The organism is Myroides sp., assembly GCF_032073645.1.
Taxonomy (GTDB): Bacteria; Bacteroidota; Bacteroidia; order Flavobacteriales; family Flavobacteriaceae; genus Flavobacterium; species Flavobacterium odoratimimum.
Map to the genome: position 1 here is coordinate 13174 of NZ_DAMANB010000017.1, position 17101 is coordinate 30274.

8 protein-coding genes are annotated in these 17101 nt (G+C 33.5%); 2 read left to right on the forward strand and 6 right to left on the reverse strand.

All coding sequences use genetic code 11. The features are described 5' to 3' along the window. Positions 1–202: 202 nt before the first annotated feature. The 6 genes from RT228_RS12645 to RT228_RS12670 all read right to left on the reverse strand — a co-directional run bounded on the left by RT228_RS12645 (position 203) and on the right by RT228_RS12670 (position 13457). Positions 203–2161 (reverse strand): OmpA family protein, encoded by a 1959-nt coding sequence (locus RT228_RS12645; protein ID WP_225581779.1) that lies wholly within the window; start codon positions 2159–2161, stop codon positions 203–205. 15 nt (positions 2162–2176) lie between these two features. Next, complete coding sequence (locus RT228_RS12650; RefSeq protein WP_006265791.1) at positions 2177–3109, reverse strand: type IX secretion system membrane protein PorP/SprF; 933 nt, start codon at positions 3107–3109, stop codon at positions 2177–2179. Positions 3110–3119: 10 nt separating this feature from the next. Continuing rightward, positions 3120–4367: a gliding motility-associated C-terminal domain-containing protein gene (locus RT228_RS12655; protein ID WP_058699699.1), complete on the reverse strand. Its 1248-nt coding sequence runs from the start codon at positions 4365–4367 to the stop codon at positions 3120–3122. Between the two features lie 23 nt (positions 4368–4390). After that, complete coding sequence (locus RT228_RS12660) at positions 4391–5008, reverse strand: hypothetical protein (protein ID WP_058699698.1); 618 nt, start codon at positions 5006–5008, stop codon at positions 4391–4393. Positions 5009–5109: 101 nt separating this feature from the next. Next, positions 5110–7227, reverse strand: coding sequence for a hypothetical protein (locus RT228_RS12665; protein WP_058699697.1), 2118 nt, complete (start codon positions 7225–7227; stop codon positions 5110–5112). A 32-nt stretch (positions 7228–7259) separates the two neighbouring features. Beyond that, positions 7260–13457: a DUF11 domain-containing protein gene (locus RT228_RS12670; protein ID WP_058699696.1), complete on the reverse strand. Its 6198-nt coding sequence runs from the start codon at positions 13455–13457 to the stop codon at positions 7260–7262. A 1676-nt stretch (positions 13458–15133) separates the two neighbouring features. Between RT228_RS12670 and RT228_RS12675 the strand changes: the two genes are divergently transcribed. Beyond that, positions 15134–15304, forward strand: coding sequence for a hypothetical protein (locus RT228_RS12675; protein ID WP_006258511.1), 171 nt, complete (start codon positions 15134–15136; stop codon positions 15302–15304). 386 nt (positions 15305–15690) lie between these two features. Continuing rightward, the gene (locus RT228_RS12680) at positions 15691–16782 is read left to right on the forward strand and encodes a LuxR C-terminal-related transcriptional regulator (RefSeq protein ID WP_313138694.1); all 1092 of its coding nucleotides are present in this window, start codon (positions 15691–15693) and stop codon (positions 16780–16782) included. Positions 16783–17101 lie beyond the last annotated feature (319 nt).

Below are 17101 nucleotides of genomic sequence, written 5' to 3' on the forward strand. Positions count from 1 at the left end.
CTGTTTTCTTGAAGAAGTCTTGAAGAGATCTTGTAGCGGTATTGAAGGGAGAGTACTGAAGAATAGAATTACAAAACAACCTCACTCTAATAGGGCTATAGAATCATTCCTTTCTGTCCGTTCTATGACATTTGACTAAAAAAGTAAAAAGCCAGTCTGTCATCACAAACTGGCTTTTTTAAAATTACTAACCGAAACAGTGTTATTCTATATTCAGAATAATAAACTCACTTCTTCTATTTTCTTGATGCTCTTTAATAGTACATGGTACTTTATTAGCACATTTATTAACTAACTGTGATTCTCCATACCCTTTACCCTTGATACGATCTTCTTCTATTCCTTGTTTTACCATCCAAGCTATCGTTGATTTAGCTCTTCGGTCAGACAACTTCATATTATAAGCATCATTACCTCTACTATCTGTATGCGAACGCACATCTATCTTCAGTTTAGGATACATATTAAGCACTTCTACTACCTTCGCTAGCTCTACTGCTGCATCAGGTCGAATAGTCGCTTTATCAAAGTCAAAATAGATAGGATCTAACTTCAATTTCTTAAATAAATCATCATCTTTCTCTATTTTTTCAACTATAGGATCTAGTCCTATATCCACCGTCTTAGATACATTAAACTCTCGTCCTAATACCGTAGATACCTCTGCTGTCAAAAATTTATCTGCACTAGCCTTTAATCTAAACTTATAATTACAGTCTAAAGCTTCTGTAAGATAATATCCCTTCGCATCTGTAGTGATCGTAGCTAGTTCTTTATACGCATTATCATATAATACTACTGTGGCATTCGCTATCGGTTCTTTTGTACTCGTATTGAACACTTTTCCTTCTATCTGCTGCTTACAGTCTACTACTTGGAAGAAATAAATATCATCACTTCCTACTCCTCCCTCACGATTAGAACTGATAAATCCTTTTCTATTTTTATCATTGATATAGAATGCAAAGTCATCTGAAGGACTGTTAATAGGAGCTCCTACACTCACTACCTTACCGAAGGTATTATCCACATTTAACTTAGCCATATATACGTCTAACCCCCCTAGACCTGGACGTCCATCTGATGAGAAGTATAGATAGTTATCCTTAGAGATAAAAGGGAATGTCTCACGCCCTTCTGTATTAATTCTAGCCCCTAAGTTCTCAGGGGTACCATAGCTTCCGTCTTCTTCTATAAAGACTCTATAGATATCAGACTCTCCTAGTGTACCACTTCTATCAGAAGCAAAGTATAACCATCTCTCATCTGGAGATAAAGCAGGATGAGCAGTATTAAAATTATCTGAGTTAAATGGTAACTCTACAGCTTCTGTCCATACACTATCTTCGTCTAGAGTAGATTTATATAACTTCAGTAAGATGTAATAGTCTTCATTGTGAACTTTCTTTTTCTTCTTAAAGTTATTACTCGTGAAGTACATCGTCTTACCATCTTTAGTAAAGATAGCTGATGCTACGTTGACCTTTGCATTTCCAAACTTATCCAAAGGCTCAGGCTCGCTAAAACTACCGTCTTTACTGATCACCGTACTGTATAGAGTAGTAAATGCTTCATTAGTCCACTTATGTACTCTACCTCCATGCTCTGTTTCTCTAGCAGAAGCAAAGACTAATTGGTCTCCTAGGATACTCGATCCATAGTCAGAATACACACTATTAATAGGCAGTACTTTCAGATCATAACGCTGTATCATGGCATTAATCTCCTTTAAGTAAGTATCTTTCTTTTCTTCGAATAATATACCTCTACTGTCGCTCTTCTCTAATTCAGCAAAGCGACTTACATACTCATCTGCCTTTTTATAATCCTCTATAGAACGCAGCGTCTGCGCATATCTATAGTAGTACTCTGATGGTAGTTTATGTCCTTCTTGTTCTGCAAAAATAAATAACTCTTCGTACCACTTATGAGCAGTCTTTAGCTCACCTTTAAAGTAATAAGCATCTGCTAACTTAGTAAGTGTATTAACACTTTTGTACCCTTTATTTATAATTTTCTCATAGATTTCGATTGCATTGACATACTCATAGTAGTCAAAGCTCTTATCCGCTTTTTTCTCCTTACTAGTCTGAGCTACTGCCCCTACCGTTATTAAGAAAAAAGAGGCTATTGAGAAAAACTTAATAACCTTCTTTTTCATACTTTATAGTTTTCGTTAAAAGAATCTTGGTGTATTCATACGAGTGCGATTATTAAACAAATCGAATCTTAGGAATATCTCATGAGATCCAGAGTTATAATTCGCTAACTTAGTCGTATCAGCATCATAAGAATATCCTACGAATAAGTTATCATTCACTTGGAATCCTGCTAATGCACTAACTGATGCATCCCAACGATATGCTGCTCCTACAGTAAACTTGTCTATAATTAAGAAGTTAGCTGTCAGATCCATCTGTAATGGTGCCCCTGAAACTGCCTTCGCTAAGAAAGCTGGTTTAAACTTCAAACTAGGGTTTAGTTCAAACACATATCCTCCCATTAAGTAGAAGTGCGCTTTCTGACGCATCGTCGTCACCTCGTTATCATCGTAGCGATCTGTAGTCAAAAAGTTAGGTACAGACAATCCTAAATATGACTTCTCAGAATATAGATACAGACCTGCCCCTATATTAGGTGAGAATTGATTATCTATATTCGTCATCGCTACAGGGTCTTTTCCACTATAGATATTAAGACGAGTATAATCTACATTCAGTAAGTTAGCCGTAGCTTTTAAACCAAATGCTAATTTATAGTCTTGATTAACATCGATAGCATACGATAGGTCTACAGAGATATTATTCTCATCCATCGCTCCTATACGATCATTCATATAGTTCACCCCTAATCCTAATCCTGAATCTCCTAGAGGTGTACTCACCGACAGATTAGCTGTCTTAGGCGCTCCATCTAAACCAACCCACTGTGTACGGTAGTTACCGAAAATACTTAGGTTACCTCTAGTACCTGCATAAGCAGGGTTAATATTAGAGGTATTATACATATACTGTGTGTACTGTGGGTCTTGTTGTGCTTGCATTTGTTGTGCTCCTAACAAGGTTAACATACACACACTTATATTTCTTATTGTTCTATTAATTGTCATTCGTAAAATCTTAGTTGTTGTCTAAATGTAGATACCCTGATTTTCTAATTGTATGTGCTTCGCTAGCATTTCTGTATTCATAGCTAATCACATAATAATAAGTTCCTGTAGGTAGTTTCTCTCCAGAGTTAACTGTAACACGTCCATCAGAATACCCTCTGAATACGTTATTATTACTGTCATAATTAGAAGTCTCATAAACCTTCACTCCCCAACGGTTATAGATCTCAACTTTATTATTAGGGAAACGATTAATATTATCAATTAAGAAGAAATCATTCTCTCCATCTCCATTAGGCGTTACTAGATTATAGATCACTACGTCTCCATCTAATATCAAATCTGTATTCACAGTACCTAATGTAAAGAATCCGTATCCACGTACAGATGTAGGTGTAGTCACTGTCTTATTATCGACATCTACTATACCTCCCTCATCTACCCAAAGCTGATCCTTAGCATCCCAACGAAGAATGCGTAAATTCTTCTCTGGAGTCTTTAATAACTCTGCTGGAGTAGTATCTGTATGCCAGCCTAATGTCAAGATAACATCACTCTTCGCATTAGAGTTACGGTCTACTAACCAATACTCTCTTTCGTTTACTAGTTCTACTACACCAGACTTATGCTTATGAGAAGTAAAAAAGTTCTTATCATCTAAGTTATACTTCCCTACGAAAATGTCTTTCTCTTCTTTAGGCGCTGTAATCGTAGCGTTACGATAGTACTTCTTATCTCCAATAGGGAACACAAACTCGTTGTTTCCTTCCTTATCTACAGTTCCTTGGATATGGCTATTATCACTTGCATTGACTGCCGTTGCGTCTTTTAAGAATGTAAATGATCCATCTTTCTCATCTACATTGACAATACCGTCTTGGAAGTCTACTTTGCCCTGTACTACCACATCATTAATAACATTAAATGCTATATTATCGGCTGTGTTATTTAGCACTACATTGTTAAACTTACTGATACTGTTACCTGATACAGTCTGTTGTTTATCACTTTTAAAAATAGTAGTCCCTTGTGCTAGTTTTCCTTTATAATCAAAGAAAGCACCGTTGTTTATAATATCATTATAGACATATAGTGTACCGTTATTTTTAAAGTCTGCCTCATCTGTATTCTCTAAGGCATAATGTGTAGACATTATCCCTTCTGGGCTTACATATAGCCCTCCCTTGTTTACTGTCTGTGCCATAGTAGCTATAGAGCACAAGCCAGAAACTACTAAGAGTGTTCTTTTCTTAACCATAGTGAATCACTTTTACTAGTTAGTTATTTTACTACGAATACGATATTCATGATAGAAGTAGGAGTACCATTACCAATAATCTTGTAAGTCATTACTCCATTATCATCTATAACGATATCTGAAAACACAGCAGGATCAAAGTCAGTTACATAGTAGTATAAATCAGTTGCAGCTGGAAAATGAGGAATAACAGCAGGTGCGCTAGTACTCTTTACTGCATTTCCGCTTGTCATTGTGAACTGCTTTTTATACTCTTCGTATAGTTCTTTTGTACCATCTCCAAGAACACTCGTATCAAAAGTGATTGTAGGCATATAGAAGAATTTCACAGCTTTATTGTCCGTTGTTACCATCTGTTGCCATTTCGAACCATCGTTATAATAAAACCCCGGTACTACATCCGCTACAGTAGCTGTATTATACACCGTCATCCCACTTACATGAGCACTTAGAGGATCTGCTTTCGTAGTTTCAGTTAACGCAACACGAGGTAAAAGAAGCCCTTTATTCTCTGCTTCTAATTCTAAGATAGCATTCGTGTTTACATCTGGATTCGATTTACCAACAACACCGATCTTAGTCTGAGCAAAACCAGCTGTTGCAAGAAATGATATGGCTATACTTAAATATATTTTTTTCATAATGTGAGTTTGATTTAATAAAAGGGAGAGGCCGTTATTGTGAGTTGGCTTTAGCCTCTCCCTTTCTGAAAAGAATTAATTGTTGTTTGTTGTTTTCTAAATTATTTTACCTCTTTACCTAAGTACTCTACTACTACTTCGTAAGTATCTGCTGGTAAAGCTGTATAGATATTTCCTACACCGATATTAAAGTCAATCTTAGTACCTGCTACCACAACATCTTTTGTTGATTCTGTAACTACTACACCTGCTTTTAGTACCTTGATAGATAACACACCATTGATAGCGTTATCACCTGTAGCATTCGCTAATGTTACTCCTTCAGTTCTAGCAGAGCTTCCATTTGCTTTAGTACTTCCTTTAGCTAATAATACTTGGCGTCCATTATAGATATTCCCTGTGAATACGATATCTCCTTCGTTTGTGATATTATCTCCTAAAAGTGTTTTAAACTCATTTATACTGTTTTCAATTACTTTTTTGATAACCGAAGCTGGAATTTTAATTTCATCTTTACTAACACTTCCATCAGCGTTCACGACCATTGTATAGAATACATCATCTGTAGTTGCATCATTATCATGATCACCAAAATATACGTTCCCTCCTAAGTTTAACACATTAGTCAATGCATTCTTCACTTCTTCATTGTTGTTAATAGAAGAGATGATATCTGCCGTCATATTGATGAATTGCTCACCTTTATCTTCATTATTATACTTATAGAAGATTTCTCCTTTCTTAACAGCTGTTTCTACTGGAGCAGCAACTACTTTATAGTCTTCTAACGTCCCATTAGTTAGAGTTTCACTTCTAAGGATATTAGTCTTAGTTTCTACTGAAGCAACAAGATCTGTCAGGTTAATAGTTTTGTACTCATTTGCAGTATTGTCCCAGTACTGTAATACCCATACTTTTTTAGAAGGGTCTTTAGGATCTTCTATCTGCGTATAGATAACATTACCTTCTGAGAACTGAGTGATGTACTGTAAATACTCTTCTACTGTTGTGAAAGTTTTGTTCCCTTCTTTAACTTCTGTTTTAGATTTTAAGATCTCTTGGATGTTATTAACGATAGTTCCTTTAACATCAACAGTTACAGCCCCTTCAGCATTGTTAGGAATATTGTCAATTGTGTTTGCTTTATCTTTAGCTAACCAATCAATGATTGTTTGTTCTGAGAAATAAACAAATCCTGTTACTTTACCATTTTCTTCAGTTTTTCTTACAAAAGTCTTCGTCTCTGTACCTGCTACTAGATCACGTAAACTGATCGTCTTATAATCTTCTGTAGCTTTATCATAGTATTGGAATACCCAGTTAGGAGCTACATCAGTACCAATATTTTTATAGATTACATTACCATCAGCAGACTGAGAGATATACTGTAAATACTCTTCTACAGTTGTGAAAGTTTTTCCTCCTTCTGTAATAGAAGTTTTAGATTTTAAGATCTCTTGAATGTTGTTTACTACAGTTCCTTTAACGTCAATTTCAATAGCTCCTGGTGCATCGTTAGGGATATTATCAATTGTGTTTGCTTTATCTTTAGCTAACCAATCAACAATCGTTTTCTCGTTGAAATATACATAACCAGTTATTTTACCATTTGCATCTTTGATGTCTTTAAAGAAAGTATTTGTTTCTACTCCCTGTACCATTTTAGTGATATCAATCTGCTTAGTCGTATACTTTCCATTTTCATAAGTCACATAGAACATCGCTTTCGTCTCAGGATTATAAACGATAGTAGTATGCTTTTCAGTAACCACTGGTTTACCATCTTTATCCTTATTATCAGGGTTAGATGGTAATATGTAGTTCACTACAGCTTGAAGATTCTTAACATCTCCTTCTAATTTAGTAGTGATATTCGTGATATTATCACCTAAATTCTTGATTACTGTATCTAACTCTTCTTTACCTACTATTCTATTCCATTTAGCACCATCCCAGTAGTAAAAACCTGTAGGTACTAAATCCTTTACTTCTGTTTTATTAAATACTAATAAGCTTGTACTCTCAGCAACCTTACCAGCCATTTGGAAGTCTTTTGTATTTTTTAATTCAACACGAGGAATCAAGATACCTTTATTTCCTGCTTTAGCTACGATGTCTAATTCTGCAGAAGTAGCAGGGTCCGGCGTACCGATCCCTACTTGTGCATTTGCGAAATATGTTGTTCCTAATAATACCGCTAATAATGTGATTTTTTTCATATCTTTTTATATATAAATATTGTTGTTTCTAATTATTTGATTTTATGTGTGATGTTCAGGTTAGATTTAACTGAACAGTTTTTCACATCCACTTTAACTGGGATACGTGGCCCTAATGGACAACCGCTTCGAACATTCTGAATCCAGATGGTTTGTTCACCTTGCTCCAATCCTTTTAAGTAGAATTCGAACGGAGTTACTTCTGTTAATTGGTCTGATCCCGTCTCTGAAGTATATATCTCATATGTAGTACAAGCATCTATCATAGATAACTTTAACATCCCATAATTACATACATCAATGACTTCATCTTCTTTTACTCCTGTACCGATCGTAGGTACAATATTCACATCATAGATACGTGTAAAATCTCCTAATACTCCTACAACACTACCATAAGAGATTTTTACTCTATCATATGGCTGTTCATCAAATGGCGCAACAATAACTTTATGCTTATTACCATACCCTAGACCTAATAACTTAAGTCCTAATACGTTTATTCCTCCTTCTAATTTAGGCCCTACTTTTTTATCACCTAAATAACGTTGAATACTATATCCCTTAATCAATTCTAAACTTAAAATAGGGTTACCTGGGATCTCTGTAGTGATATGTAATTCATCACCAGGCATAGCTTGTTGTTTAAATACAACAGTCAATGAAGCTTCATTTAATACCGCTACTCCACGAGATATTAAAGCATAAGTATCAGGTTTATTATCAACCGCATCCCAAGGGTTAGTAACTGAGGCAGTAGCACTTGCTACACCTAAACCAAGATCTTGTACCCCATGAAGTACATCTAATACACCTGAGTTTATGTTAGTCGCTACAGGTGCACAACTAATATTACCTGATTTAGAATAATATACTCCATATACTTTTGAGATTTGAGCAAGACCTAATAAAGAACCTTGAGATACTCGAACTCCCTTAAATGCTTTTGGTTTACCAGAAGAAGTAGGAACAAATGTATACTCGATCACATTATCTGCTGCTAATAAATCAAGTAGTCCACCTTGTACCGATTTTAGCGTTCCTATAGTATTGCCATTTTCATCTAATCCCTGTACAGATAATCCTCCAGCTAACATTAAGCCACTGTATTGTTTTCCTAACTTAATAGTCACAGGTGTTCCTGCAGGCACTACTTCATCAAAATATATGTTTTGCCATGTAGTACCTATTCCTAATAAACCTAACCCTGTTACTATTTCAGAATAAGTAGTAGGATTACCATCTATTGCGTTGGTTTTATTCGCAATTCCCCCAGTTATTATAGATCCCCAAGTTGTCTTGTCCTTTGCATAAACTCTTTCTACCTGAGGAGGACAATTGTCAGAATCTAATACAGTGATAATAATATTCTCCGCTGTAGAACAGCCATTTAAGTCTGCTACTACAGTGTAAGTATAAATACCAGGTACAGCAAAAATGACTTCTGTTTCATTAAATAACTCACCTTTTTCGTTATACCATGTTACTGTTCCATTCTTACTAGTCACTTTAGGTAACTTAGTAGCGACATTCACTTTAGTGATAATCCTTTGATCACCTTCGATAAATAATTCAGCTACTTCTTTTACATTAACAGTTAAAACATCTGACTCTTGAGAATAACAAATTCCATTAGAAACTATAACAGTATAATCCCCCCCAGTATTAACTTCTATTGAATGACCAAAACGAACCGGTTGTCCATTTTCATCTTGAGCTTCAATCAATACGCCATTAAGGAACCATTGATATTCCATTGCTCCTTCTATAGTTGATAATGTTGTTAATGTACCTTCACAAATATCAGCTTGAGTACTTGATACAACAGGTTTCGCTGGACTTACTAAAGTTTTAACTTCTACTTCAGCTGGCATTCCATTAAAGCAATAACCAAGTCCCTCTAAAGTCACATAAAATTTAGTATTGCTCGCTATAGTTGTTCTAACTTCCTGACCTACTAATGGTATGTCTGATAAATCAGCATTCTTATACCATTTAAATATTGGGTTCTTTAAATCTTTAGGAGCTAGATTAGTTAATGTCGCTTTTAATACAAATTCTGTATTAGCACATATATCTGCCACTTGTTCTATATCAATGCTATTTTCAAAAATATCATTACAATTACTAGCTAACTCAAATACAACTTCTTTTGTTTCCGTCGTATTATCTGGTAATGTATAGATAGTAATGGCTTTATTAGAGATCTTATTCGTTGTAGGTAATCCGATTACTTTAGTTCTAACTACGAAAGTCTCTTTTTGACCTACATTTAACTGAGCGATAACATAACTAATAGTACTGTTTTGAATCACACCTGATCCTACCTCTACAATTTCTATTTCTGAACCAATCACATTACCAAGAACATCGTTAAGTAAAACATTTCTTAATGCTTTATTCCCTTTATTCTCTACTGAGATAGTATATGTTATCTCATCACCAAGCTGTGCTTGATTACTAATCTTTCCATTACTTGATCCTACTTTAGATAATTCGATATCATAAAGAGGGTCAACAACTAATACAGTACCCGGTTTTTCGCTTGTATTTGGGGCTTTAGGGTCTTTATTGTCAATAGCTGGATAAGTATTTACTCCTTTATCTGTCTCATCAACTTTTACTACCGCAATATTTCTAATTTGAGAAATCCCTTCTAAATCTGTATTTACTCTAGCTTTAAAACTAAATGTAACTACACCATCTACTACTAAAACATCTTCTTTTTTGAATGTAACTACACCATTACTGTGAGTCCCACCAGAAGTCCATGTTAACCCAGCAGGTAATCTGTCTTCTATTAATAAAGTCGGTACATCAGCAGCACCTACATTTTTAACATGAATAATATACTCTACTTCTTCTCCACCAGTAACTTTTTGAACTGTTGAATCACCATTCACTTTATAAGACTTCCAACTAACAAGATCTTGATTTAAAGATTGACAGCTTCTTTCTACGCTGTATAAATTAATTGGAGGAAACACAGATACATTTAACACACTCTTAAGTCCGATAGATATACGATCGTACTCAACACCAGGTGTGTATGGTAAATTAACTATATCTCCTTTATTAATTAAGTCTAAAACATTAATACCATTAATTAAACCACTAGATAAATCAAGCGTATTAACTACTTTATCTCCTAAATATGCTTTAATCTCTAATCTACCTAACACATTAAGATCTACTCCTCCTGACTCTGTTCTAAATTTGATATTAGTAACATCATCTTTATCAGAAACTGAGTTAAAGAATACCCACTGTTTTACACTTCCTGCCACATTAAGCGTTCCTAAACTAATACGTGAATAGTTAGTCGTATTAGAGTCTATAGCACGCTCTGGATACTCAACACCTGCTCCAGATAAATCATTAACTGTTAAGGCTAATCCAGTAAAGTCAAATGATGTAGCAAAAGCATCAACACAAGAATCAGCATTACCTTCATAACACATATTATACACATTCATAGAAGTAGCTGGGGCTAATATGCCTAATAAACTCTCGTTTCTATCTGTGATCTTAACTGATTTATAATCTTTAGTCGGTGTTATAGCTAAATAAGTGCGTCCTAGCTTATCACTTACCACTCTTATTTCTCCATTTTTGAATGTTGTTGCTATACCTCTACTGTTACCTTCTAACACAACACCATTCTCATCTTTCACTTCTATTTCGAAAAAATGATCACCTAAAACAATATTATTTAATAGTCCACTTACAATGTTACCTAAACTACCTCCTAATAAACCTTTTAATATCCCCTTATCATAATCAAAACGAATATAAGAGGTCGTACCAGCCTTCACAATGTGGTCATAACCAACTTCAACAAAACCAGCTCTTTTATTTCCTCCTAATAAAATTCCCGCATCAGAGTTAATCGTCGCGAATGAATCAAAATTCCCATTAAAAATATTAGAGATATCATCTACATACTTACTTCCTAACAACTCAGTAGCACATATAGAAGAAACAAAAGGGCTTTCGGTCATTGGATCAATACATACATCATTAATACGTTTCACATTATACAAACGAATAGCAGGTGTTACTCCAAGATTAAGTAATGTAACTGTAGAAATCTCAACTCTGTCAAAAGCTTCTACACTTGTATCAAAAACTAAAGACTGAACTCCACCAGACTGCAATAGACCTAATAAATCAAGGTTATTTAATAATCCCTGTTTCAAAGTAAACTCTTGTTTCTTAGTACTACCTAAGTAAGTAGTCACTTTATAAGAACCTAATAAATCTAATGAAAGTACACTATTAGGGTTAAACTGTACTCTCACTTCTAATTTATCACCATTAGAAGATGGTTTAGGAAAGTAAATAACTTGTTTTACTCCTGTACCTACAGCTAGAGTACCAGAACTAATCTCTGAATAATTAGATGAATTACCACTTATAGCATGATAAGGATTCTTAACACCTGCTTCATTTAAACTAGCAATACTCAAATTTAACCCTGCTTGATTATATGAAGTAAACTGAGCAGGATAACATGGATCTGAACCAATCTCACGACACATATTATATACCTTTAACATACGTTGTTCTCCTGTTGGTAATCCTGTTACTTTATTGGTTATACGTATACTATTATATTCAGTTGTTGGTGTAACTGCTAAATAATAGCGACCTATCTTATCCTGTACTAGTGATACTACTCCATTAGTAGTTCCTTCAAAACCACTTATACTTGAGCTTTTCGATACAGATACACCATTACTAAAGGCTTCTACTTCAAAATAGTGATCTCCTAACAATAAACCTGCAACACCATCAACTAGCTTGCCTAAAGTTCCTCCTAATAAAGCTTCTAATACATCTTTATCAGAATCAATTCGAATATAGGAAGTTGTATGCGCAGCTACTTTTTGGTTATATGCTAATTCTATCATTCCTGAAGAAGGTAAAGCAGACAATAAAGAACCATTATTAGCATATAAAGTAGCAAATGTTTCATTATTACCATCTATAGCATTTGTAACAAAATCAACATTTTTAAAATCCTTTAAAACTGTAGCACAAGCTGCTATATCAAAAGGAGATTCTGTCGGAGCAGGAACTATAATATTAGGATTAGGGCATTTAGCTGTATCAAAGCGTTCAATATCATAAATACGCAGTCCATCGCTTAACAACCCAACATTTAATGTATTGTTTGCTCTTAGTTCTATTCTGTCAAACGCTTTTCCCGGTGCAAATGTCAAAGTCTTTTTTCCAGGTGTCTTTAATAATCCTAAGAGATTTACACCATTAAGCAACCCTCCTTCTAGAGACTTAGTATATACTTCCTTATCTCCATTATATGCTCTTAATTCGATAGCGCTTAACAAATCTAAACTAAGTAATCCCTTTGGTGACTCTATGGTTAAATTAACAGTAGTAGCTTCATTAGAACTAGTAGGAAAATAAAAAAACTGAGAGATATACCCCCCAACTCCAACATTTACTGCACCATCCCTTTTTAACAAAGAATAAGTATTTTCTTTTCCATCTATAGCTTCATAGAATTTATTTTGTAATAAACCTCCTAATAAATCTATTTCAATACCTGCTGAATCAAATGAAGTTCCTATAGGTCTACTACAGCTCCCTCCATCTTCTTTTACATAATAAGTATCGTAAACATCTAATAACTTATCACCTGTTAAACCCAATAAAGCTGTACTACTATTACCTACAGTCATACGATCAAATGATTGATCTAACTGAAATGCAATCATGTACTCTCCATCCTTATCTTGGATTAATTTAGCCTGTTTAGTTCCAAAACCATCTACTGATTTTACTTCAAGAACTTTATTATTGCCATTATAAGCACTAACATCAAATCTGTGACTTCCTAACAATAGTTCATTCAAAAGGCCTGATAATAATTTACCTACTGAACCACCTAATAAACCATTAAGTAATTCATTGTTTTCCATCCCTATTTTTATATAGGTTTGTTTACCTTTTGGCACTGCATTAGGGAATTTGTACTCTAAGAATCCGCTCTTCTTACCTAGCTTTAATGCACCTGGATGTGCATGTAGTGTACCTTTACTTGCCAAATTCCCATCAGTTGCATACCTAGGATTATCAACATTCTTATCACTTATAAGATCTGTTGCATAAATCTTAGTCTGCCCCAAGGACTGTACTAAAGGAACGAACAGGACGAGCAAAAGCAGTAACCTCTTCCATAGAGAAAAAGTAGTTTTTTGTTTCATTTGTTGTTTGTTAATTGTGTTTTATAAAATATTATTATGACCAGACTCCTATTGTGAGTTTAGAGCACAGATCATAATCATTACATTGAAGAGGATGTAAGATTTAAATTACGGGAGTAAAAAAACATCATACATGACTATTGTGAGTTGTCATGTAATGTATTCCAGCTATTGTGAGTTGTGGAATAACAATTAAACGAAGAACTGAATTCGCGAAGAACAATTACTATCGAATAAAAGATTTACTTACCCTATAAGTCTCATCTTAACACCACTTCGTGGCGAAGTTTTCAAAACCTAGTTTCAAAACCTTTTATACTTACTTCTTTCTTATTCCCATACTTACTTTTTCCATAAATGATAAAGATTAATTTATTAAGCTCCACTTCCACTCCACAGTGAAACTTAGAACTTATCTACTCGATAATTACTAATTCCTATGTACTACATCGAAACACAGTTCTCTGCTTGTTGCATTCACAGGCACAAAACGACTAGCTAGATATTAGGCTACAGTTCATAAAATTTACAACTAGTAAATCACTATCTCGCTCTCTACTACTTTCGCAGTACTACATGTGAGTTCTTAATTAGAGCGAAATAACGGATACTACTGATGCTATCTATTTTTATCAACCAATACCAAGTATTCAAATCGTTTTTGCTAATAAACTTCTTCTGTCATCCATAGGAAAACCTAAGGAATCAGATTTATAATAATTCGTTAGTAAGGGAATTTGTTTAGACATATAGCACTATCTCCACTCCTCTAAAAAAACTCCCTCAATTGAATGTACTATTAAAACATCTTGAGGGAGCGTAACAGTTCTCCATTGTCCCCACAAAATCAGAACTGCTAATATTATCTAGATTCATTGGAACTATATCTCTTCCCAAATTCAAAAACAAAATTAGTCACTGCACGAGAGGTAGTGCCTATACTTAAGCATGGTTTTTATCATAAATAGAAGCCCAATACGGTTGTTAATAATCTTAAATTGATACTTTTAAAAAGTTTAAAAAGACGCTCTTAAAAACAATAAACAGCTAAAAAACAGATATTTAAAAACTTAAAATAGTACTAGTACCTAACTAATTTCAACGATTCTAAAAAACAGTATTTACCCATTATTTGTTACACCAAAAAATGTGAAACATCAACAATTCGAATGATACAATGTGATTTTAAAAAATGTAAAATAGTGTCAAAATAGTCTAGGTTACGCTATATATAAAAGATTCTTAAAACCTAAAAAGTCTTAAAATAGAATCGATAATACGATATATGATTTTTATAATAATCTAGATAAATAGTGCAATCAACGTACCTTCAGTAGTTAGAAGTTGACTATTACTTTAATATATTTTACAGAATAATATGTTATAAAACTAAAAGGAAACAGATCACTAAAACACTCTAAAAATTAATACTTTCCTAGCCTAGTCTATATTTAAGATATCATAACTTAAGCTCACTTTTAACAACAGCCTTAGTCTAACTGTTAATAAATGTCATTAGTCTTATAAAACCTTCCTCTATTCGCATAACACACTAATTCACAAATGTCTTAAACAGATAAATAGGGTAATTATTTAACAAAGAACTATACTTTGTTATAGTACATATTACAGCTTTTCACTCTATATTGCTTAGTCAAAACAAAACAACAATAAACATGAGAAAAGAACAACAACAACCTAAAAACAAAGAGGTTACACTAAAATCAATTCTCTTAGATGTATTCAAAATCAAATACATAACACCACCTATTAGAAGCTATACTTCTAAAATATTTAACAATTACAGAAAAGAAGATTTAGAGATCAATATATCTTTTAAGTACTAAAAAACACTTAGTATATCACATATAGTTTGTTTTACGCTAGTATTATTCACCACTCTATCCTTAACTAATACTAACAGTACACTAACTATATAGACTTTCTCACTATCAAAGTCAAAAATTGCTATTATAGAAAAGTACAGATGTCTACTGTTTTGGGCTAAGACAGCAGCTATCCCCTCGTACTCTATTCTATGGTATTGATTATTTATTGTTAAAAAATTAAAATGGATTCGAAAAAAAAACAACAATATACCCATATAGGATTGATTCCTATATCGGTAATACTGAGTTATGTCCTTATAACTTGGCTACTTACTTTATTCATTAATATAAAGGATATAGTACTCACCTACACCTCATATACCCTATTTGATATAGCTCCAAAAATGCTTCAGAATATTGGATTGGGTCAGCTATCTATCTTTCAAAGCACTATAAGCATTAATAACTTCAGCGGTGTACAACTACACCATGAAATGACATCCTATATAGATCTACCTATCAACTATTTTGTATCAGGTATATTCTATGGTATGGCTTTCTTAGGATTAATAGCTAGTTTTATTATCTACCAAATCTTTAAAGAACGTAAGTGGATTAGTTATTTATCTATACAGTTACTTATTACACTTTGTTTTATAACAGGTGATATCCTAAACCTATTTCATATTCATTTACAAGCAGTTGAATCTTTTTTAAAAGCAACTATTCTTTCTTCCTCTATCATTTTTACAGGTATGTTACTATCTACATACTACCCATTCGGAACGAAGAGATTTATGTATAAGAATGAATTAAAATTATATTCTCTTACCTCTATCATAGCCATTGTATTATACTTCTCTAGCTATCTATATGGAGGCAAACATTCAGTAGTATTGGACATTACTGTTTTAGTATTCTTTATTTTTGTACAATTAACTAAAAGGAATTTAAAACACAGAAAGCAATACTATCTTTATGTAGCTTTTGTAATATCATTGTGTATTCTGTTAGGACTGAGCTTTATCAATCTAGAAATAGATGACCCTATCACTATTCAGAATCACGCTATGCCAAACTTAAAGCTATATGTATCAGCGATTATCGTATTGAGTATTATTAATAACTATGTGCTAGTCAGAAAAAACCAAAAACACAATGTACGCAACCGTGTTTTTATGTTTCAATATGTATTAATGCTGAAGAATTACCATAAACTGCTAGTTCATGAAAAGAATACACAAACTCTAAAACAACCTGATACTATTACACTTAAGGATCATCAAGGAGACTTGTCTTATCATTTAAAGAACAATTATAAACTAACGGAGAGAGAAGTAGATGTACTCTACCTCATCTGGGATGGACTGACTAATAAAGAGATAGCACATGAATTGAGTATAACGATAAGTACGACTAAATATCATATTAGTAATATATATCTGAAGTTAAATGTAAACTCGCGTTCACAGGTATTTGCATTAAAAGATTGGTAGCATACTTCAGTTACTTTTCTATTACTAATGTAGCACTTAAAGTAGGGATGAGTCCGTAGTGAGTCCGTTATGAGTCCATACTGACTCCATTAATTCATACAAAATAACGGACTGAACACGAACTTATTGACCTCTTACTAGTTGTCATCCAAAAGGAAACAGCTAATCAATATAAATTAAACAAAAACAGACTTGATCATAAATGACAAGTCTGTTTTGTTTTGACATATAGCTTATCAAAATTCGCATATTTAGAAAATATTTTTTTCTAAACCGAAATATTAGAATTTTAAAACAAGACTATATATCACTACATATA